This is a genomic window from Lacrimispora struthionigena, assembly GCF_048627165.1.
In the GTDB taxonomy this organism is placed as follows: domain Bacteria; phylum Bacillota; class Clostridia; order Lachnospirales; family Lachnospiraceae; genus Lacrimispora.
In genome coordinates this window covers 2,401,873-2,421,617 of the sequence record NZ_JBMBWP010000002.1, presented here as the reverse complement: position 1 = coordinate 2,421,617, position 19,745 = coordinate 2,401,873, and the positions used below count along the sequence as shown (strand labels likewise).

The 19,745-nt window shown below is 41.8% G+C and carries 17 protein-coding genes and 2 tRNA genes; 14 read left to right on the top strand and 5 right to left on the bottom strand.

Annotated elements, in window-relative coordinates:
* The first annotated feature begins 15 nt into the window (after nucleotides 1-15).
* The 5 genes from tilS to ACOAOT_RS20285 all read left to right on the top strand — a co-directional run bounded on the left by tilS (nucleotide 16) and on the right by ACOAOT_RS20285 (nucleotide 6,340).
* A complete protein-coding gene (tilS, locus tag ACOAOT_RS20305) occupies nucleotides 16-1,392 on the top strand; it encodes a tRNA lysidine(34) synthetase TilS (RefSeq protein ID WP_420218630.1) in 1,377 nt (458 codons plus the stop codon).
* Nucleotides 1,385-1,912 (top strand): hypoxanthine phosphoribosyltransferase, encoded by a 528-nt coding sequence (gene hpt, locus ACOAOT_RS20300; protein WP_104433552.1) that lies wholly within the window; start codon nucleotides 1,385-1,387, stop codon nucleotides 1,910-1,912. Before tilS ends, hpt begins: the two co-directional genes overlap by 8 nt.
* A gap of 12 nt (nucleotides 1,913-1,924) precedes the next feature.
* Entirely contained in the window at nucleotides 1,925-3,742 is a 1,818-nt protein-coding gene (gene ftsH, locus ACOAOT_RS20295) for an ATP-dependent zinc metalloprotease FtsH (RefSeq protein ID WP_170821665.1), read from the top strand.
* A gap of 366 nt (nucleotides 3,743-4,108) precedes the next feature.
* The gene (locus ACOAOT_RS20290; protein WP_420218629.1) at nucleotides 4,109-6,169 is read left to right on the top strand and encodes a glycoside hydrolase family 13 protein; all 2,061 of its coding nucleotides are present in this window, start codon (nucleotides 4,109-4,111) and stop codon (nucleotides 6,167-6,169) included.
* Nucleotides 6,170-6,258: 89 nt separating this feature from the next.
* Nucleotides 6,259-6,340: transfer RNA gene (locus ACOAOT_RS20285), tRNA-Tyr, on the top strand.
* A gap of 69 nt (nucleotides 6,341-6,409) precedes the next feature.
* On the opposite strand, the gene nox is transcribed toward ACOAOT_RS20285, so the two are convergent.
* A complete protein-coding gene (gene nox, locus ACOAOT_RS20280) occupies nucleotides 6,410-7,744 on the bottom strand; it encodes a H2O-forming NADH oxidase (RefSeq protein WP_420218627.1) in 1,335 nt (444 codons plus the stop codon).
* Nucleotides 7,745-7,937: 193 nt separating this feature from the next.
* On the opposite strand from nox, the gene ACOAOT_RS20275 reads away from it, so the two are divergent.
* The 4 genes from ACOAOT_RS20275 to ACOAOT_RS20260 all read left to right on the top strand — a co-directional run bounded on the left by ACOAOT_RS20275 (nucleotide 7,938) and on the right by ACOAOT_RS20260 (nucleotide 10,217).
* Nucleotides 7,938-8,023: transfer RNA gene (locus ACOAOT_RS20275), tRNA-Leu, on the top strand.
* A 121-nt stretch (nucleotides 8,024-8,144) separates the two neighbouring features.
* A complete protein-coding gene (locus tag ACOAOT_RS20270; RefSeq protein ID WP_420218626.1) occupies nucleotides 8,145-8,552 on the top strand; it encodes a MarR family winged helix-turn-helix transcriptional regulator in 408 nt (135 codons plus the stop codon).
* An 88-nt stretch (nucleotides 8,553-8,640) separates the two neighbouring features.
* Entirely contained in the window at nucleotides 8,641-9,477 is an 837-nt protein-coding gene (locus tag ACOAOT_RS20265) for an alpha/beta fold hydrolase (protein ID WP_420218625.1), read from the top strand.
* Between the two features lie 71 nt (nucleotides 9,478-9,548).
* A complete protein-coding gene (locus ACOAOT_RS20260) occupies nucleotides 9,549-10,217 on the top strand; it encodes a zinc-ribbon domain-containing protein (protein ID WP_420218624.1) in 669 nt (222 codons plus the stop codon).
* 74 nt (nucleotides 10,218-10,291) lie between these two features.
* Here ACOAOT_RS20260 and ACOAOT_RS20255 read toward each other — a convergent pair whose 3' ends face one another.
* Both ACOAOT_RS20255 and ACOAOT_RS20250 read right to left on the bottom strand, forming a co-directional pair.
* Entirely contained in the window at nucleotides 10,292-11,656 is a 1,365-nt protein-coding gene (locus tag ACOAOT_RS20255) for a sensor histidine kinase (RefSeq protein WP_420218623.1), read from the bottom strand.
* On the bottom strand, nucleotides 11,653-12,372 hold the full coding sequence (locus tag ACOAOT_RS20250; protein WP_420218622.1) for a response regulator transcription factor: 720 nt from the start codon (nucleotides 12,370-12,372) through the stop codon (nucleotides 11,653-11,655). The genes ACOAOT_RS20255 and ACOAOT_RS20250 overlap by 4 nt, the downstream gene beginning before the upstream one ends.
* A gap of 161 nt (nucleotides 12,373-12,533) precedes the next feature.
* Here ACOAOT_RS20250 and ACOAOT_RS20245 point away from each other — a divergent pair, with 161 nt between their 5' ends.
* From ACOAOT_RS20245 to ACOAOT_RS20230, 4 genes are all read left to right on the top strand, one after another.
* Nucleotides 12,534-13,448, top strand: a complete 915-nt coding sequence (locus ACOAOT_RS20245; RefSeq protein WP_420218621.1) for an ABC transporter ATP-binding protein — start codon at nucleotides 12,534-12,536, stop codon at nucleotides 13,446-13,448.
* Nucleotides 13,448-14,197, top strand: a complete 750-nt coding sequence (locus ACOAOT_RS20240) for an ABC transporter permease (RefSeq protein ID WP_420219459.1) — start codon at nucleotides 13,448-13,450, stop codon at nucleotides 14,195-14,197. The genes ACOAOT_RS20245 and ACOAOT_RS20240 overlap by 1 nt, the downstream gene beginning before the upstream one ends.
* A gap of 4 nt (nucleotides 14,198-14,201) precedes the next feature.
* A complete protein-coding gene (locus ACOAOT_RS20235; RefSeq protein WP_420218620.1) occupies nucleotides 14,202-14,936 on the top strand; it encodes an ABC transporter permease in 735 nt (244 codons plus the stop codon).
* Between the two features lie 161 nt (nucleotides 14,937-15,097).
* Nucleotides 15,098-17,065 carry a methyl-accepting chemotaxis protein gene (locus ACOAOT_RS20230; RefSeq protein ID WP_420218619.1) on the top strand — a complete coding sequence of 656 codons (1,968 nt, stop codon included), beginning with the start codon at nucleotides 15,098-15,100 and terminating at the stop codon, nucleotides 17,063-17,065.
* Nucleotides 17,066-17,092: 27 nt separating this feature from the next.
* Here the strand turns inward: ACOAOT_RS20230 and ACOAOT_RS20225 are convergent, their stop codons facing one another.
* Entirely contained in the window at nucleotides 17,093-18,544 is a 1,452-nt protein-coding gene (locus ACOAOT_RS20225; protein ID WP_420218618.1) for a hypothetical protein, read from the bottom strand.
* A gap of 283 nt (nucleotides 18,545-18,827) precedes the next feature.
* Complete coding sequence (locus tag ACOAOT_RS20220) at nucleotides 18,828-19,220, bottom strand: desulfoferrodoxin family protein (protein ID WP_420218617.1); 393 nt, start codon at nucleotides 19,218-19,220, stop codon at nucleotides 18,828-18,830.
* Nucleotides 19,221-19,287: 67 nt separating this feature from the next.
* On the opposite strand from ACOAOT_RS20220, the gene ACOAOT_RS20215 reads away from it, so the two are divergent.
* Nucleotides 19,288-19,719: a hypothetical protein gene (locus ACOAOT_RS20215; RefSeq protein ID WP_420218616.1), complete on the top strand. Its 432-nt coding sequence runs from the start codon at nucleotides 19,288-19,290 to the stop codon at nucleotides 19,717-19,719.
* The last annotated feature ends 26 nt before the right edge of the window (nucleotides 19,720-19,745 follow it).

Genomic DNA, 19,745 nt, shown 5'->3' with positions numbered 1-19,745 from the left:
AAGGAAGGTGGCTGAATGTACAAAACGATTTTAGACTATGTCAGACGGAACCAGCTGTTTGACCGGGGTGACCGCGTAATTGTGGCATTATCCGGTGGGGCCGATTCTGTCTGTCTTCTTGTAGTTTTAAACGAAATGAAGCAGGAGTTTGATCTGGCTTTAAAGACAGTGCATGTTCATCATGGATTAAGAGGAGAAGAAGCGGACAGAGACAGTAACTATGCCGGGGAACTCTCAGAAAAACTGGGAGTGCCCTTTTCCTGCGCCCATGTAGACGCAGCAGGCTATGCAAAAGAGCATGGAATGTCTGTGGAGGAAGCAGGAAGGCATTTAAGATATAAGATTTTTGAAGAAGAAAGACAGTTATTTGATGGAACGAAGATTGCGGTGGCTCATCACGGTGATGATCAGGCTGAGACCATACTGTACAATTTATTCCGGGGCACCGGATTAAAGGGACTGGGTGGAATGCGGCCATTAAGAGACCGGATTGTGCGGCCTCTGCTCTGTGTAGGAAGAGAGGAAATTCTTGCATATCTCAGCGAAAATGGGATATCTTATTGTGAGGATTCCACCAACAACGAAACCGAATATGCCAGAAACCGGATCAGGAAAGTCATCCTTCCCCAGATTAAGGAGCAGCTTAATGCAAGGGCGGGGGAGAACATTATCCATGCAGGGTCAATGGCGGCCAAAGCAGATGCCTATCTGGAAAAACAGGCAGACAGCCTTCTGACGAATTATGGGGAAATAAAAAAAGACAAAGACGGAACCGTTTATCAGTGGGGAATCGGAACTGAAATACTCTTAAACGAGGATGACATTATAAGGGGTTATGTAATCCGCCAGATGATTAAGGGCGTCAATCAGTCCATGAAAGACATTACCATGATTCATGTGGAAAGCGCGGCAGCGCTTCTTTTTGGTCCTGCAGGCAGGCAGATTGACCTTCCCGGAGGACTGATTGCAGTCAGAACCGGGAAACAAATGTGGATAAAAAAGAAAAATGTCGAAGATCCGGTGGATAACCACCTGGAACTTTCTCTCCCAAATGTTGATTTTTCTGTATTTTCCTACAAAAAAGGCATGGAAATTCCCAAAAACGGGTATACGAAATGGTTTGATTATGATAAAATCAAATGTGCACTTTCTGTGAGGTATCGGGAAACCGGAGATTACATGACGCTGGCCGGGGGCGGAAGAAAGACTTTAAAGTCTTATCTGATCGATTCCAAGATTCCCAAAGAAGAACGTGGAAAAATTCCGCTCGTAACGGAAGGTTCCCATGTCCTATGGGTAATCGGATACCGGATTAGTGAATACTATAAGATAACAGATGATACCCATACAGTAATACAAATGCAGCTAGACGGAGGAAAAGTTAATGGATGACAAGATACGTGTAATGTTATCAGAGGAAGAGATAGCAACAAGAATTAAAGAAGTAGCAGAAGAGATCAGCAGGGACTATGAGGGAAAACCTCTTCACCTGATTTGCATTTTAAAGGGAGGCGTTTTCTTTACCTGCGAACTGGCAAAACGGATTAGTTTGCCGTTAACCATGGACTTCATGTCTGTTTCCAGCTATGGATCCGGAACCGTATCAAGCGGAATCGTGAAAATCATCAAAGATTTGGATGACCCAATTGAAGGCAAGGACGTATTGATTGTGGAGGATATCATTGATTCCGGCAATACTCTTTCTTACTTAATCGAGGTGCTGAAACAGAGAAATCCAAACAGTGTTGAGTTATGTACCCTGCTTGATAAACCGGAACGACGGGTGAAGAAACAGGTTGAAGTAAAATATACCTGCTTTACCGTACCGGATGAGTTTATCATCGGTTATGGTCTTGACTACGATCAGATATACAGAAATTTGCCATATATTGGAGTGATAGAACAGCAATAAGGAGGCAGCATGTTGAAACAACAGCAACCATTTAAAGGCTTGGGATTCCTGCTCCTTCTGGCTATAATGCTATTATTTGCCAGCAGACTGCCCCAAAAGAGCGGAATCATTACAAACCAGGAACTCATGCAGGCGATTGACAATGGGACCATAACCTCAGCGACAGTCAGACAGAACGATCCGCCGCCAACCGGCAGAATCGAGATGGTCATGACTGACAATTCATTAAAGCAGGCCAATGTATCCAATGTGATTGAGATCCAGGATCTTCTGGACCGGAATGGAATTACCTACACAGTGGATGCAGTCCAGAAAGAGAATCTTTTTCTTGTCATAACCTTACCCATTATTTTAACGGCAGTAGCCCTGGTTTTTCTGTTTATGTTAATGAATGCCAGAGCCGGAGCCGGCAGCGCCAATGCCAAGATGATGAATTTTGGAAGAAGCCGTGCCCATCTTGCAAAGGATGCCAATAAAATAAACTTCAGCAAGGTAGCCGGACTGGAAGAGGAGAAAGAGGAACTGGAGGAAGTTGTGGACTTCTTAAAGAATCCTCAAAAATATACCGGCGTGGGAGCCCGAATTCCCAAGGGAATTCTTTTGGTAGGACCTCCCGGAACAGGAAAAACCCTTCTTGCTAAAGCAGTAGCTGGAGAAGCAGGCGTACCGTTCTTCTCGATTTCCGGTTCGGATTTCGTTGAGATGTTTGTGGGCGTTGGTGCATCCCGTGTCAGAGATTTGTTTGAAGAGGGAAAGAAGCACGCACCGTGTATCATCTTTATCGATGAGATCGATGCAGTTGCACGCCGAAGAGGAACCGGAATGGGCGGCGGCCATGATGAAAGAGAGCAGACATTAAACCAGCTTCTCGTTGAGATGGACGGTTTTGGAATCAATGAAGGAATCATCGTAATGGCAGCTACCAACCGTGTGGATATTTTAGACCCGGCTATTTTAAGACCCGGACGTTTCGACCGTAAGGTCAGCGTAGGGAGACCGGATGTGAAGGGAAGAGAAGAGATCTTAATGGTTCATTCCAAGGAGAAACCTCTCGCGGAAGATGTGGACTTAAGAAGAATCGCTCAGACCACAGCCGGATTCACAGGGGCTGATTTAGAGAACCTGATGAATGAAGCTGCTATTTATGCAGCAAGGCATGGGAAAAAATATATTAATCAGTCTGATATCGATAAAGCCTTTGTAAAGGTGGGAATCGGTGCAGAAAAGAAAAGCAAGGTTATTACGGAAAAAGAAAAGAAGATTACGGCCTACCACGAAGCAGGGCATGCAATCCTTTTCCACCTGCTTCCGGATGAGGGACCGGTTCATACCATATCCATCATACCTACGGGAGTCAGTGCCGCCGGTTATACCATGCCTCTTCCGGAAAGTGATCATATGTTTAACACGAAAGGCAAGATGCTGCAGGATATTATGGTGGATCTGGGCGGAAGGATCGCAGAGGAGATTATCTTCGGCGACATTACTACAGGTGCTTCCCAGGATATCAAGCAGGCAACAGCTCTTGCCAGGGCTATGGTAACCCAGTATGGAATGTCTGATCAGGTTGGAATGATCAATTATGATAATGATGGCGATGAGGTATTCATCGGAAGGGATCTGGCTCATACCAAGAATTATGGAGGCCAGGTTGCCAATACCATTGATAATGAAGTGAAGCGAATCATTGATGAATGCTATGAGAAGGCGAAGGAAATCATTTTAAAACATGAAGATGTCCTTCATGCCTGCTGTAAGCTGCTGATGGAAAAGGAGAAGATAGGCCAGAAAGAATTTGAAAGCCTGTTTCCTGCTGAAGCAGAAGTCTGATGACTGAACTTTGATTTGAGATAAAAGCGCAGAGATCCGGTAAAATATCTAAGTTTTTGCCTGCGAATCTGCGCTTTTTTGTTGCCTGTGGAGAATGGGTGAAAAAATGCATAAAAAAATATTGATAAAAAATTGATGTTTGTGCACACTTATTTCCTCAGGCGTGGTATATTAATAAACGTAAACCCCCCCAATACATTATATAGTTTTTGCTACACCCCATAAGAAACGAAATACCTTCTCCGAAAAACGGTCAGCTACCCCGCTGACCGTTTTTTATTGCAATTTGGAAAAAGGCGGGGTTGTGTAATTGAATCCAATCAGATAAAATGGTAATAGATAGATGGGAAAGGATATGAAGAATCTATGTGCTTCCAGGCAGAGGCGTTAAATTTAGATGCATTATTCACCGATGAAACTGAAAGCTTCCGGTTTCCTTCGGAACCTGAGGAAGGAGATGAAGTAGTTCTTCTTTTCCGAACGGCAGCAAATAATGCAGATTCTGTAAATTATATTGAGGTCGGAAGTCAGTCCGGTTTTGCCATGATTAAAACAGACTCAGACGATATGTTTGATTATTATGAATACAGGCTGAAGGTGGGAGACTGCCCCATCCAATATTGTTTCTCAGTAACAAAGGGAGATGAGGTGTGCTATTACAGCCGTCTCGGTCCTGTCTGGCAGTATCCGGATACGGGCTGGTTTACCATCGTACCGGGATTTTCCACACCTGACTGGGCGAAGGGCGCTGTGATGTACCAGATTTTCGTGGATCGTTTTTACAATGGGGATCACTCCAACGATGTGGTAAGAGATGAATATATCTACATCGGACAAAGAGTTATGGCAGTGGATGACTGGAATAAATACCCGGATCAGTTTGATGTGGGCTGCTTTTATGGCGGAGATTTACAGGGGGTCTGGGATAAGCTTGATTACCTTGAAAATCTAGGGGTTGAAGTCATTTATTTAAATCCCATATTTGTTTCTCCTTCCAATCACAAGTATGATTGTCAGGATTATGATTATATAGATCCCCATTACGGTGTGATTGTTAAGGATGAAGGAGAGGCGCTGACGCCCGAAGCTTCTGATAACCGCAGTGCTACCAGATATATGATCCGCACTACGGATCGGGAAAATTTAAAGGCCAGCAATGAGTTTTTTGCCAGATTTGTGGGAGAAGTCCATAAACGTGGCATGAAAGTGATTCTGGACGGTGTATTCAATCACTGTGGTTCTTTTCACAAGTGGTTAGACGGAGAACGGATCTATGAACTGTCAGGGAACTATGAGCCGGGAGCATTTGAATCTGAAAACAGTCCTTACCAGTCTTTTTTTAAGTTTTTTGATTCAAAATGGCCATACAATGATTCTTACGATGGCTGGTGGGGACATTCCACTCTGCCAAAGCTTAATTATGAGGGGTCTAAGACCCTTTGCCGTTATATCCTGGATATAGCCGCCAAATGGGTTTCTGAGCCTTATAACGCCGATGGCTGGCGTCTTGATGTGGCAGCGGACTTAGGCCACAGCAGCCAGTTTAATCATAAGTTCTGGAAGGACTTTCGAAAAGCGGTTAAAGCAGCAAATCCCAATGCCATTGTCCTGGCGGAGCATTACGGAGATCCATCTGGCTGGCTCCAGGGGGACGAATGGGATACTGTGATGAATTATGATGCATTTATGGAGCCTGTCTCCTGGTTTTTAACCGGCATGGAAAAACATAGCGATGAGAAAAATTTAAAGCTATTGGGAGATGGTGAGACATTCTTTCACTCCATGAATTACCATATGAGCCGCATGATGTCAGGATCACTGTTAACCGCCATGAATCAGCTCTCCAACCATGATCATTCCAGGTTTCTTACAAGAACCAATGGAAAGACAGGCCGTACCTCAACGGAAGGACCTGAGGCTGCTTCCCAAGGGATCAGCTATGGCATATTCCGGGAAGGTGTGATGATTCAGATGACCTGGCCGGGAGCACCTGCCATTTATTACGGAGATGAGGCTGGTGTCTGCGGATGGACCGATCCGGATAATCGTAGAACTTATCCGTGGGGAAATGAAAATCTGGAACTGATTGAATTTCACAGATATATGACTGAGCTGCATCGAAGTCTTCCTGCACTGCGCGTTGGTTCATTAAAATCCCTTCTTGCAGGAGATCACCTGATTGCGTACGGGCGGTTTTTCAATAATTGTATCTGTGCGGTTGCAGTGAGTAATCATATAAGTGAGCAGGAAGTTTCCATACCGGTCTGGCAGCTTGGTATGAAGGATGGTGAGACGATGTCCCGGGTTATGCTGACGTATGAGAGTGGTTATAATGTAGGTAAGATCTCATTTGCAGTTGAACATGGCTGTGTAAGGGTTTCAATGCCGCCGTTCAGTTCAGTTTTGCTGGTGGGAGACAGAGACTAAGTTGTACATTTTTATTAGAATTTTTTAAAAAATACCTTGATTTTTTGACTTGTCTATGTTAAAATAACACTCGCTTGATCATAAAGCATGGGCGGATTCCCGAGTGGCCAAAGGGGGCAGACTGTAAATCTGTTATCGACGATTTCGAAGGTTCGAATCCTTCTCCGCCCATTAAAAAAAGAGCGATATAAAAAAGACGGTGTGTTCCAGTGGACATACCGTCTTTTTTATATCCTTAGATTATTCTGCCTGAAGGGCTGCCATGGTAAAGTAATTGTATGGTTTATTAAAATGTGGAAGGAAAAAGATATCTGTCAGCTTTAACCGATCAATGGTTACCTGCTCCTGAATGGCAAGTGAGAACATGTGAATTGCCATGGAGATATCGTATTCGGAACACATCTGTGCACCTAAGACAATCCGTGTCTTTTTATCATATACAATCCTGATTTTGACTTTATAATTATCATGCTGTATGAATGCAGGCTTCTGTGTATCTTCATAATCAGCTGCAGCCGCATCATAACCCAGTTTTTTAGCCTTTTCCAACGAAATTCCGGTAGATACCATCTTCAGATCCCAGATGCAGATACCATTGGAGCCCTGAACACCGATGGATTCAAGAGGAGTGCCGCAGGCATTATGAGCTGCTACGATACCGGAGCGGACCGCATTGGTAGCAAGCGCAATATAGTTGGTAGCCTGAATGGAATTATCGAATACAGTAGCACAGTCTCCGATGGCATAAACGTCAGGTATACTTGTCTGCTGGTGTCTGTCAACCAGATAGGCACCATTCTTAAACAGTTTAAGAGTATCTTTGCCCAGCTGGCTGTTAGGCTTAAAGCCAATTCCCAGGACTACCATATCCGCTGCATATTCATTTTTATCTGTTACAACCTTTTCTACTTTACCGTTGCCTTTCAGGCTGGTTACAGTCTCTTCATAGGCCAGCTTAATTCCGTGGCTCTCCAGATTCTTAGACATAATATCTGTAAATTCACGGTCGTAATAACCTGACAGACAGGTGCTCATGTTATCAATTAAAGTGACCTTCTTGCCAATCCGGTTAAATGCTTCCGCCAGTTCCACGCCGATGTAACCGGCACCCACTACCACAACATTGCGGATCATGGATTCGTGAAGTTTCTCAATAACTTCCTTGGCGTTCTGATATAATTTAACGAACTGTACATTAGCAAGATCTGTACCTTCAATGTTTGGAGAGATGGGAAGTGATCCGGAGGCAATAATTAGCTTGTCATAAGGCTGCTGATAACTCTGACCATCTTTTCCTGTTGCAAATACCACCTTCTTATCAAAATCAACATGATAAACAATGGTCTCTAAATAAACTTTTGCACCTTTCTGTTCAAAAATCTCTTTGCTGCAATAAAACAGCCCATCTGGTGATGTGATCTGGTTTCCGATCCATAAAGCCATACCGCAGCCTAAAAAACTGATATTATTATTGGAATCAAATATAGTTACTTCTTTATCTTTATAATTATCTAAAATTGTGTTAATTGCAGCAGTTCCTGCATGGTTTGCTCCGATTACTACGATGCGTTCCATAAAATACCCTCCTTAGTGGATTTTTTTTTATTATATCATATCGTTAAAATAAAAACAATTACTATTATTGATAAATTCAATCTTTTTAATTTCCTTTTTCAGGATGAAATAAAATCGAAAATAGTTGACAAGTAAGATATGATTTTGTATAATCTTTATGTTGTGCAGTGCGTAAGCATTGTATTCAGTTGTTGCCGGCGTGGCGGAACTGGCAGACGCACAGGACTTAAAATCCTGCGGGCCTAATCGCCCGTACCGGTTCGATTCCGGTCGCCGGCATAGGAAAAAGGCTGTTGTACTTTTGGGTACAGCAGCTTTTTTTAATACAATAAAATTTTTGCTTGACAATACTTTTATATAAAACTATTATAGAACTATGAGAGAACAAGACATTATATCAGTGCTGTCCAAAATAAGGGCGCAGGCAAATAAATTTATTATTGGAAAAATGGCGGATTATGGAGTCTGTGAATTGGCACCGTCCCATGGAGATATTATTTTTACATTACTCAATACAGAAAAAATTACGATGAAGGATCTGGCGGGTTCCATTAAAAAAGATAAATCAACTGTGACTGTGCTTGCAGAGAAACTGGTCCGTCTAGGGTATGTAAAAAAGGAACGGGATGCGGGAGATAACCGGATAACCTATCTTTCCCTTACGCAAAAGGGGTTGGATCTAAAACCGATGTTTGAGGATATTTCAAAGAATCTATATGAAACTGTATATAGAGATATCCCTAAAGAGGAGAGGGAAGCTTTGATGAAATCCCTGGAAAAAATTAACAAGAATTTTAGCGCTATTTAAAAATATAATTTCTGCATAGTTTCTGCGGGTAATTGTATTTTTTTATTCTAATAGTTTTATATAAAACTAATTAAAAGGGGAAAGACGTATGGGAAAAATTTTTAGGGAAACAGCCAGTTTAAGCGAAGCAGAATTATTTTATTATGATACAAAGGAAGAAAAACCGGTGATTATCTGTATGCATGGAATGTATGGCAGAGCGGAAACATGGAGTGATTTTATTGTCCATTACGCGGATCGATACAGAGTAATTGCGCCGGATTTAAGAGGGCATGGACGAAGCAGTAAACCGGATGGATATTATACCATAGATGAAATGGGAGAAGATGTCAGGGAACTGATGGAGATGCTTGGCATAGAACATGCAATTCTTGTGGGGCATTCCATGGGGGGAGGTATTGTGGGATATCTTGCGGCCACGTATCAAAACAAGGTTAAGGCAGCAGCCATTCTGGATAAAACGGCAAAAGGGCCTGAAAAGCACATTCCCATTTTATCTAGTCAGGTGAAAGATTATGATGCCTTTACAAAGGATTGGCGCGAAACATTTGACACAAGAAGAGAAGCTTTGGAGTGTATAAGAATGTCCTCAGGCTCTGAGCTGGAGACAGAATATTTCATTAATAGTTTATATGAAGATAAATCCGGATATCACTTTTGGTTTTCAAAGCAGGCGTTAGCCGCATATCGGGCAAATAATTATAACTGGATGGATCTGCTTTCCTTGATTACATGCAAAACATTACTTATAAAGTCGGCAGGAGAAGGATGTGTGACTAAACAGGATTTTAAGGAAATGGAAGCATGTCTAAAAGATGGAACTGTTTATACGATGAGTAACACAAACCATAATGTGCATCTGGCAGAAAGGGAAGAGTTCTATCAGATATTTGACCAATTTTTAGATAGCATTAATAAACAATAAAAATGAAAGTTATGGTAATTAATGGATTTCTTATGTATAATTAGAAGAAAATAAAAGAGGGATGAGTAGAAATGTATTGCAAAAATTGTGGGCAGGAACTATCGGAAGATGGCATGTTTTGTTCTCATTGTGGAACAAAACGAGAGGATGTAAGTGAAAATTTATATGAAGTAAGTAAGGATGATCCATCAGCAAAAATTTCTAAATCAAAGAAATTTACTATGAAACAACAAATTGGTGCAATGATAATTGTTCTGGCTATAGCAATTTTTGCATTTATAGGATGGCAGTATTCGTTGGTAAACAAAGCAAAGAGTCTTTACGATAAAAATGATTATGAAGCTGCGTATAATACGAAAAAGTTCATTATGAACACTGCATCTCTAGGCGATTATAAAGATAACATTGATGTAATGTATAACGTTACATTGGAGTATAACCGATTCAGGCAAATGGATTCAGATGATAGATTACGGCAAGTATTTGCATGGTTTACTCTACAGAAATGCGTCGGGTATACTCTGGTAGCGCAGGAATCCGGGTGCATAGATGAAGTGGTATACATAGCCAGTGATGTTGTTGTGTGGTTGCATAAAAGAGGTAATAATATACAGTATAGTTTGAAAGAGCAGTACAAAAAAAGTAGTTTTGATTTCATACCATTGAGTGATACTGCAACAGATGAGGAAGTTGAAAATATTATTGACGTATATGCGAAACTTGTCCCTGACAGCAATTAAAATTAAAAAAGCAGAAGCTATTTTAAACAGTTAAACATCGTTTAAGATAATCTCTGCTTTTTTTATATAAGCTCCTATGGTTTTTCCGGCAGAGCAAGGATCACCCGGCAGCCGCTGCCTGTAAGGTTGGTAAAGGAGGCTGTGCCGTTATGAGCTTTCATGATCTGGCGGACAATGGTTAACCCCAATCCGTGATTATCCAGTTCCATTGGTTCCCTGGGATGATTGAGACGTTTCAGCGTCTGTACTGGAAATCCGGTTCCATTATCTGTAACGGAAAGGGATGACGTCCCAGATTCCGCGTTCAGCTGGATTGTAATATCACAGCCATCTGGGTTATGTCTTATACTGTTTAGGATTATATTGGTAATGGCCCGCTTTATCAGTTGGCTGTCCCCAATTATAGAAATATTCTGTGCATTCTCATCAATGGATAAACTCAGCGTATGTCTGGGAGAACAATTGCCGTTTAACAGTTCTGCAACAATACTGCGGATAAGAGGTGCAAGCAGAAATTCTTCTTTTCGTATGGGCTGCATGTCATATTCCAGCTTGGAGGCCAGATTCAGATCATTGATTAAAGCTTTTATCTTCTGGCATTGAATCCGTATTGTAACAGCAAGTTCCTGCTGTTTCTTATTAAGAGTATTGTCTTCTTCCATCTGGCCTGCATACCCCATAATTATAGATAGGGGAGTCCGGATGTCATGGGATATGCCCGCAATCCATGTAGTTCGGGCGTTATCCCGTTTGTTCAGGGCGGACTCCTGCCGGATCAGCTGGGCTGATGCATGATTAATACCCGTAGCCAGATCTCCCAGAATCCCCTGAACCGGTAATGCAACGGGTTGCATTCGAGCTAAGTCCTCAATGCCTGTGGTCAGTTTTTTTAAAGCTAAAAACAGCCGGTAACCGAAGAGCAGGGCAAGTAATACAGCGGTAATAAGATTCAGAATTAATAGCGTAGGTATGAGGATTTCTGAATTGTTCACTAATTTCATCGGGAGTTCCAGACCAATTTTCCACATACTGTTTTTAGGGCTTCCAACTACAAAAAGTCCGTTTTCATGCTGCCAGACCTTAACTGGATAGTCTTTTAAGTACCAGCGGGATAACCCTGCCACGTCAGTCAGCTTATAATTAAGTGGCACATCAGAAGGCAGATTTGTACCCCATGCAACGGCGCCTTTCTCATCTATCAGCATAGCCCACTGCTGTTTATCCTTAAGCTCGCTGGAAACGGATTCAGAAAGTGAATACATTCCATCAGATTCCGTTAATTCTTCCGCCATCTGTGCAACGGTATAGTTTTTTCCGTATTCACTGGCGGATTGAAACAGCCAGACAGTCAGTACTGTAAAGTTGATAATAAGCAGAAGTATGGCTGTAGCCGCAGCTGAAAGCACATATCTGGATAAGATTTTTATTAAGCTTTTCAAGATGATGTCACCCCCACCAGTTTATAACCCAGTCCACGGACGGTAATTAAAAATTCAGGGTCGGAAGGTTCCAACTCTATTTTTTCGCGCAAACGCCGAATGTGGACCATAAGTGTATTTTCATACCCATAGAGAGGGTCATCCCATGCTGCAAGGCAGAGGCTGTCTCCCGTCACAATCTTCTCTTTATTATCAAATAATTTCTCAAGGAGTGCATACTCCTTTGCTGTAAGTGTGAATGTTCCTTTCTCAGAAGTAATAGAGCCACTGTTAAAATCTATCATTGTTTTTCCTAGATAAAAGACAGGCTTCTCCTTTTGGTTTAGCACAACTGGAAAATAGGTACGGTTTAAGACTGCATGCAGCCGCAAGATCAGTTCCCTTGGCAGAAATGGTTTGGTAATATAATCATCTGCACCCAGCCCCAGTCCCAGAAGGCGGTCCTCATCTTCATCTCTGGCAGAAAGAAACAAAACCGGAGCCGCAGAAATTGAGCGGAATTCACGCATCAGGGAAAAACCATCGCCGTCTGGAAGAGAAACGTCCAGAATTACTCCATCTGGTTTTTCAGAAGTAAACAGCAGACGAGCATGGCTGCAATCTGCTGCAGAAATGACCTTTTTAAAACCGCTTTGTCTTAACATGCTTCCAACCATTCTGCGAAGCTCTGGTTCGTCATCAACAAGAAGCAGTTTACAGTCAAAGATATCATTCATTGCATTTGTTCCTTTCTGTTTTTATAGCTATCATTATAACCCGAATTATTAACAAATTGATCAAAAAAATAAATGTTTAAGGTAAATGTAAGGTCACCTACAGGCTGGTGTAAGGCAGTATTGTTAGACTGAGATCATAATAAACAGAGGAGATTAACATTATGGCAAATATTATTACCACCAGTGGTCTTTGTAAACAATATGGAGCTGCTATGGGAGTAAAGGATTTAGATCTTTCCGTACCAGAGGGAGTAATTTACGGGTTTCTTGGACCAAATGGAGCAGGAAAATCAACAACCATGAAGATGATACTGGGGCTGGCGAAGCCCACCAGGGGAACCATTACTGTATTTGATAAACAGGTGAATCGGAGAAACCGCCTTGCTATTTTAAAAGAAACGGGTTCTCTTATTGAAGCCCCAAGCTTCTATGCCCATTTGACGGGAAAAGAAAATTTAAAAATTATCAGTACCTTAAAAGAACTGCCGGACAGTGAAATTGACCGGGTACTGAAGTTTGTCCGTCTGGAGGACCAAAAAAACAAAAAAGCGGGTCAATACTCTCTGGGAATGAAGCAAAGACTTGGCCTTGCCGGGGCATTGCTTGGTAATCCAAGGCTTCTGATTTTAGATGAGCCCACCAATGGGCTTGATCCGGCTGGAATCCAGGAAATAAGGGAACTGATTTGCTCCCTTCCCAAATCCTTTGGTATAACAGTAATGGTTTCCAGTCATTTGTTAAGCGAAATTGATCAGATGGCAGGACATATTGGTGTTATATCAAGAGGAGAACTGGTTTTTCAGGATCGGCTTTCCGTACTTCATGACAGAAGTGAAAGCCGTATTGCAATTCGTACGCTGGATAATCTGGCGGCTGGAACTGTATTAAGCAGCCAGGGAATTGCGTATCAGGAACAGGAAGGCTACCTGCTGATTCCTAAATTAAACGATAATCAGCTGGCAGGGTATTTTATGAGATTTTTAAAAGAAGATATTGGAGTTGTACGCATAGAGGAACGGAAGAAAACATTAGAGGATATATTTTTGGAATTAACAGGAATGGTGGTGAAGCTTTGATGAAAGGAATACTTCTTGAATTTTATAAAATACGCAGGAGAAAAGTCTGGGTTATTATTCTGGCGCTGCTTGGAGTGCAGTGTCTTTGGGGGTTGTGGGCATTTCGGAATATGGATGCAAAAAAGCTGTCCCAGGGATATATGCAGTGCCTGTACCATTTTTCCGTGTTAAATACCATCATGATGCCCATGATTGCAGCAATAACGGCATCAAAAATCTGTGATCTGGAGCATAAGGGACAGACTTTTAAGCTACTCCTGACAGTCATGCCGGCGGGGACCTTATTTGATGCGAAATTTATCTGCGCCTCCATGTATATGGTGGCAGTAGGGGCGGTCCAGACAATCTTTATTATCATTCTGGGTAAAGCAGCAGGATTTACGGAACCATTTCCTCCAGGTTTTCTGCTTTATTATTTTATTATAACAATTTCGGTCACTGTTGTTATCTTAGCGATTCAACAGGTGTTTTCCCTATTGTTTGCCAATCAGATGGTTTCTTTTGTTATTGGTATCACAGGAAGTTTTGCGGGGCTGTTCAGTTTATTTCTGCCCCAGAATATACAAAAAGTGGTTTTATGGAGTTATTACGGAGTTTTAACACCGGTAAGAATGAACTGGGACAGCGAGACCAGGATAGCAGATTTGCAGTATATTCCTGTGGACTGGAGCAGTTTCTGGCTGCTTATGGGATTGTTTGCAGTGATCTATTTCACCGGACGCCGGTGCTTTACAAGAAAGGAGCGTTGAGCTGATGCTGTGGAATGTAATTCGTGGAGAACAAATGAAGCTGAGGAGGAGTCCTGTATGGCTGGCTTTCTTTATTTTGCCTGTTCTTCCTGCGTTTATGGGAACATTTAATTATCTGCAAAATATTGAGATTTTAAGAGATGGGTGGTACAGTCTGTGGACTCAGCACACGCTGTTTACCTGCTACTTCTTTTTGCCTGCAACAATTGCTGTGTATTGTTCTTACCTTTTTCGGCTGGAACACACCAATCATAACTGGAATTGTGTGATGACGCTGCCTGTGTCTGCGCTGCATTTATATCTTGCAAAGCTTATTATGGCATCTGCAATGGTAATAATGACTCAGCTATGGGTAGGGGTTTTGTTTATTCTCTCAGGTAAAATGTCAGGACTGTCAGGTCCGGTTCCACCAGAATTAACTGAATGGCTGGTGTATGGAGCAATAGGGGGAATCGTTATCTGTGGAATTCAGCTTAGCATTTCTCTTATAATCAGAAGTTTTGCTGTACCGGTAGGGATTGCAATGGCGGGAGGAATACTGGGAATTGGGGCTCTTTCCAAAGGAGTCGGTGCATTTTATCCCTATACACTGTTGAGCCTGGGTATGAGAGCTAACAGCCCGGGTGGTTCTATGGCATGCAGTCAGGTACAGTTTATGGCAGGCAGCCTGTTTTATTTAATAATTTCTGCAGTGGTAGCAATTTTATGGCTGAGTAACACAGATGTAACGACTGAGTAGTCAGCGGTTGTATGTGATATATGGAAATTGTGTAAATAGTTGGTAAAAATTGTAAAACATAGGTAAAGTGTCTATGCTAATCAGAATATTATCCGTTATAATGATCCTGTCTCTTTCCAAAATGGAATAGAACTACACGTTTATAACGGAGGACAGCAGGAATGAAAAGACATCAGACAGGAGTAAATAGAGAGTTGATCTTGTTTACCATGGGCTGTATTATCTGTATCGTATTAATATTATCCGCAGGTTCCGTATACCTTTCTTACGATTTGAACCGCAGAACCTTAAACAAGTGTCTGAAGGAGACATCAGAGCTGGTATCAGAAAAAATCACCCAGCAGTTAAAAGAGTATTCAGTCATTGCAGAATCTATTGCACTTTATCAAAAAGGAAATGCAGCACGGGGTGGAAATATTGGTTTGTTTTTAAACATGTCAAGTTCTCAGTATGGTCTCAATAAGATTGATATTCTTTCTAAGGACGGAGTTTCAATTGTAAACGGGGATTCTTATGCTGAGGATCCGGCATTTATGCAGGCGGTAGATGAAAAAGGTTCATTATCTGATCCAATTGTAAAAGAAGGAAATGTTTCGTATGAATATATTTATCCTTATGGAGATATTGTAGTTGTGCTTGAATTTCCTTACTCGGTATTCGATGGCATCATAAAAGACACCAAGCTTGGTGATACTGGAAGTACTTATATGATCAACCGGGAAGGTAGGAAAATGGCACATGAAGATCTCTCCCTTGTTTTAGCCGGGCAAAATGATATGGAAGATGCAAATAAGGATCCAAAAGCATATGGGGAAGCGGCCAGTCTGGAGCGTTCCATGATAAAAGGAGATGCAGGCTTTCGCTTTTTTAAGATAAAAGGAGAGAGAAAAATCGGTGCATATACTCCCATAGCAGATACAAACGGCTGGTCTGTTAATGTGACAGCAAAGGAAGTGGAGTTTATGTCAGGGGTTACCGTTTCCATGCTGGGTTCCCTGATTCTTGGAATTGTATCCATGCTGCTTGCAGGACTTGCAATGCTGCATATTGCAAACAGGATTACAAAGCCCATTGGACAGGCGGCAGAAGCAATTGAACGTTTGTCAGGAGGCGATCTAAACCTGGAATTGTCTGTGCAGCGAAGGGACGAGATTGGACAGATTGTACAGAAGGTTAATGAGATGGCGGGAAAATATAAAGACATTATCTCAGATATATCCCGGTTTCTTCATGAACTATCCTGTGGTAATTTGCAGGCAGAAAGCAGCTGCGAGTACCCCGGAGAATTTAACGGAATACGGACATCCATGGAGACGATTGCTTTTCGCCTGAGAGAGACCATGAATCGTATTAATGCGTCAGCAGATGAGGTGACTGAGGGAGCAGGTCAGGTTTGGGATGGAGCGCAGGAACTTGCAAAACGGTCCTCTGAACAGGCAGGTGCCATAGAGGAACTGCAGACTGCCATGGATGGTGTTTTCCGGCAATCGGTTAAAAATGCGGAGTATGTAAAGAAGGCTTCCGCTTATGTAACTGAATCCGGAATAAAAGTGGATGAAGGTAATTTACATATGCACAATTTAAATCAGGCCATGGAAGAGGTGGATCTGACATCCAGAAAAATCACCCGAATTACAAAGCTGATTGAAGATATTGCGTTCCAGACCAATATACTTGCTTTGAATGCTGCGGTGGAAGCGGGGCGTGCAGGGGCAGCAGGAAAAGGGTTCGCAGTCGTTGCAGGCGAGGTTCGTAACCTGGCTGCAAAATCAGCAGATGCGGCAAAGGAAACCAAAGGGCTGGTGGAACAATCGGTAAATGCAGTTTCAAAAGGCAGACTTCTGGCTGAAAATACCGACCGGATCTTAAAGGAAATTGCAGGACAGGCAGGAATGACAGAAGAAGTAATCAGGGAGATAGAAGCCTCATCTATGGATCAGGTACAGGTAATGGAACAGATCAGTCAGAGCCTTTTAACCGTGTCAGAAGTTGTTCAATCCAATATGGAGACAGCAAGGGAAAGCTCACTCTCCAGTGAACGGCTGGCAGGCCAGGCGCAGGCTCTTCAGACAGAGGTGTCTCATTTTCGTGTAAATGATAAAGAAAAACAGATTGAATCAGACCAGTAAGAAGTCTGATTCAATCTGTTTTTTCTATTAAATATAGAGATCGACTGCAGAATAAGAAAACCGTTCCGTCAGAGTTCTGCCCCCTGGAGCAAAAAGCAGTTCAATACTCCCGGTAGTTCCAGTTTTTAAACTGTCTGTAAAACGGTCAATAAGAACATTATATTTTTCGTAATAAGAAAGCTCTTTTGCATTGGTTGCATATTGGGGAACATTAAAAAACTGGTCCCAATGAATTTTCTCGGAATAAGAACCTCCTTTATTGCTATATTGGCTGTAAAAATCACTTTTTGCCCGTTCAGCCCCCTTTTGAAATGACGCTTTTATATCGTCGCTGTCCTGATATTGATCCAGGGTATAACCATAGATGCTGTTCACAGCATCAAGATCCAATGACCGCTTGGCACCTGGTACGTTGTAACTGGCGGCAGCGTTGGCCAGGTTCTCATTAAGTCGGTTTAAGTATTGATTCATATAGACATGAGCCGTATTTTTTATAAGGGCTGACATATCTGTCCCAATACCCGTTTTTTTTATTAAGGAATCGGTCTTCATTGTCTGAAGTGCCAGATCCAGGCCAATCCGTATTTCGTCATCCGGAAACTGATTCATTTCAATAGAATTGTACTGCTGGGAACTTTCTGCTGCAAAGATTCCTGCGACAGCAAGATCACGGAGAGAATAGGTGCTGTTTATGTTACGAGGATTGTCTGGAGTACTTAATTCAACGTTTTGGGTTGAAGCATAGTCCCGGAGTCTGGCAGCCATATAGGAATCATCTGTTCTCAGCCATTCCTCGTCCGGATTTTTAATATCAGAGTAATCGCCGCCATTTTTTAAAATGTCTTCATACTCTGAAACGCGTTTGTCAATTCCTGACAGCATGCTTTGATACATCTTTTCCTTTTCATCACTGGAACCAAAGGATTCATAAAAGCTGCCAACAGCATCGGAGTATGAGCTGGCAAGTGTTTCTTTTGATTTCTGATAGATATTTTCCAGTTGAGCCAGATTTTGTTCCTGTTCAGTTCCGGTAAAGGAATTTTGTATGTAATCTTTTAAATAGGCATATCTTGAAGTCAGGTAATCCACCTTGTTATTTAGTTTATCTGCGTTGTGCAGCCCGGTTTCCATATTACTTAAATCATTTTTTAAACCAAACCAGTCTATATCCTTTGTTTTTTCTGCTTTAGACAGAAATTGGGCGTAGTTTTTCAATTCGTCAGCAGTTACATCATCTCTTATAACAAGACGAATCGGTGTATCCGAATTGTTGATTATGGTTCCGTCCACGATCTTTACATCCGTGCGGTATTGCTTCATATATTGTTTAAGCAGTGCGTCTTCCTTGGTGTAAGAGTCCTTCTCGGATGGTGCTTCATAAATGAGTCTGCTCAGAGATTCATCTCTACCAGCAATCGTATAGGAAGGAATTTCTAATTTACGCATTTGGTTTCCATTGTAAAAGCCTGATATTCTCATATATCCCCCTTTTTTACTTTTGTATGGTTATCTTGTTTTATAATAAAAAAACTCCCTACCTTTAATTTTTGAACTATTAATAGAAACAATTCAAAAGCTAAGGTAAGGAGTTATCTTCACTTATAATATAAAAAGAGTTTTAACACATTTTAATTTACGGTATTGATATGATAGCCCCCCCAGACCATAACTTTTGGTTACAACGTCATTTTCTCATATACCCATATCTCGTAGTTTATAGTAAATTATAAACTATGCTGCAGTCTGTGTCAAATAGGTTCCTCTATGCCTCTGTCTTCCAGAAGCCGTGAAGATTACATAACGCATATGCCGCTTTAGGAGAGTCTCCTTCTTCCAAAGTGAAGTGGGCGATTGGTTGGCAATCAGGTGTTAAATGAATTCTCATCATACATCCAGCGTTTGTCTCAAGCATAATACAGGTAATGCTGTGTTCTGCTGTCATAGGGTGCAGCACGCTTCCCACTGAGATGGTGACGTGAAGGCCATTTGTCTCCAGTACAGGTGCATGCTTTTCCGCAGCCCCATCGGAAGTATTGGGTTCTAAGACCTCAAAGGGTTTTAAACTGTCCGGAATGGCTGCATTGGGTGTTCCAAGAATTGCTTCCAGTATGACGTTTCGATTCTTATCGGTAAAAAATAACGGTTTTTGTATCATTGTATTCCTCCTGTCATAAAATCTTCTTTTTTGCCTCATACTAATAAAAAAGAAAAGAGGTGCAGGTATGAGTGCTGATGCAGAATTACTTAATTTCATTTATCAGAATTCCCAAATGGGAGTGGAAACATTACACCAACTTTTACCAATGACGGATAATGAGGATTTTAAAAAGCAGCTTCATGCACAATTAAAGGAATATACCGGAATTCATGAAGAGGCAAAGGAGCTGTTAAATAAAAATGGGTGCCAGGAAAAAGAAATAGGGCAGATTCAAAAGATCATGACCTATTTAGCCATTGATATGAAGACCATGACTGACAAAAGTGCTTCCCATATGGCTGAGATGCTGATACTTGGCAGTGTTCGCGGTATTATTGATTGTATCAAGAGAATCCGTCAGTATGAGGGAGAAGCTGAAAAAGAGATAGTGGAATTAATGAATCGGCTGTTAAAATTTGAAGAGAATAACGTGGAACAGCTGAAGGCTTCTCTTTAGTCTGTGATAACAAATGCTGCACATAA

Excerpts from the sequence above, each read along its gene's own strand:
- hpt (WP_104433552.1), top strand. The coding sequence starts at position 1,385 with ATGGATGACAAGATACGTGTAATGTTATCAGAGGAAGAGATAGCAACA.
- ACOAOT_RS20250 (WP_420218622.1), bottom strand. The coding sequence starts at position 12,372 with ATGAATGATATCTTTGACTGTAAACTGCTTCTTGTTGATGACGAACCA.
- nox (WP_420218627.1), bottom strand. The coding sequence starts at position 7,744 with ATGGAACGCATCGTAGTAATCGGAGCAAACCATGCAGGAACTGCTGCA.
- tilS (WP_420218630.1), top strand. The coding sequence starts at position 16 with ATGTACAAAACGATTTTAGACTATGTCAGACGGAACCAGCTGTTTGAC.
- ACOAOT_RS20235 (WP_420218620.1), top strand. The coding sequence starts at position 14,202 with ATGCTGTGGAATGTAATTCGTGGAGAACAAATGAAGCTGAGGAGGAGT.
- ACOAOT_RS20225 (WP_420218618.1), bottom strand. The coding sequence starts at position 18,544 with ATGAGAATATCAGGCTTTTACAATGGAAACCAAATGCGTAAATTAGAA.
- ACOAOT_RS20240 (WP_420219459.1), top strand. The coding sequence starts at position 13,448 with ATGAAAGGAATACTTCTTGAATTTTATAAAATACGCAGGAGAAAAGTC.
- ACOAOT_RS20265 (WP_420218625.1), top strand. The coding sequence starts at position 8,641 with ATGGGAAAAATTTTTAGGGAAACAGCCAGTTTAAGCGAAGCAGAATTA.
- ACOAOT_RS20290 (WP_420218629.1), top strand. The coding sequence starts at position 4,109 with ATGTGCTTCCAGGCAGAGGCGTTAAATTTAGATGCATTATTCACCGAT.
- ACOAOT_RS20215 (WP_420218616.1), top strand. The coding sequence starts at position 19,288 with ATGAGTGCTGATGCAGAATTACTTAATTTCATTTATCAGAATTCCCAA.
- ACOAOT_RS20230 (WP_420218619.1), top strand. The coding sequence starts at position 15,098 with ATGAAAAGACATCAGACAGGAGTAAATAGAGAGTTGATCTTGTTTACC.
- ACOAOT_RS20245 (WP_420218621.1), top strand. The coding sequence starts at position 12,534 with ATGGCAAATATTATTACCACCAGTGGTCTTTGTAAACAATATGGAGCT.
- ACOAOT_RS20260 (WP_420218624.1), top strand. The coding sequence starts at position 9,549 with ATGTATTGCAAAAATTGTGGGCAGGAACTATCGGAAGATGGCATGTTT.
- ACOAOT_RS20220 (WP_420218617.1), bottom strand. The coding sequence starts at position 19,220 with ATGATACAAAAACCGTTATTTTTTACCGATAAGAATCGAAACGTCATA.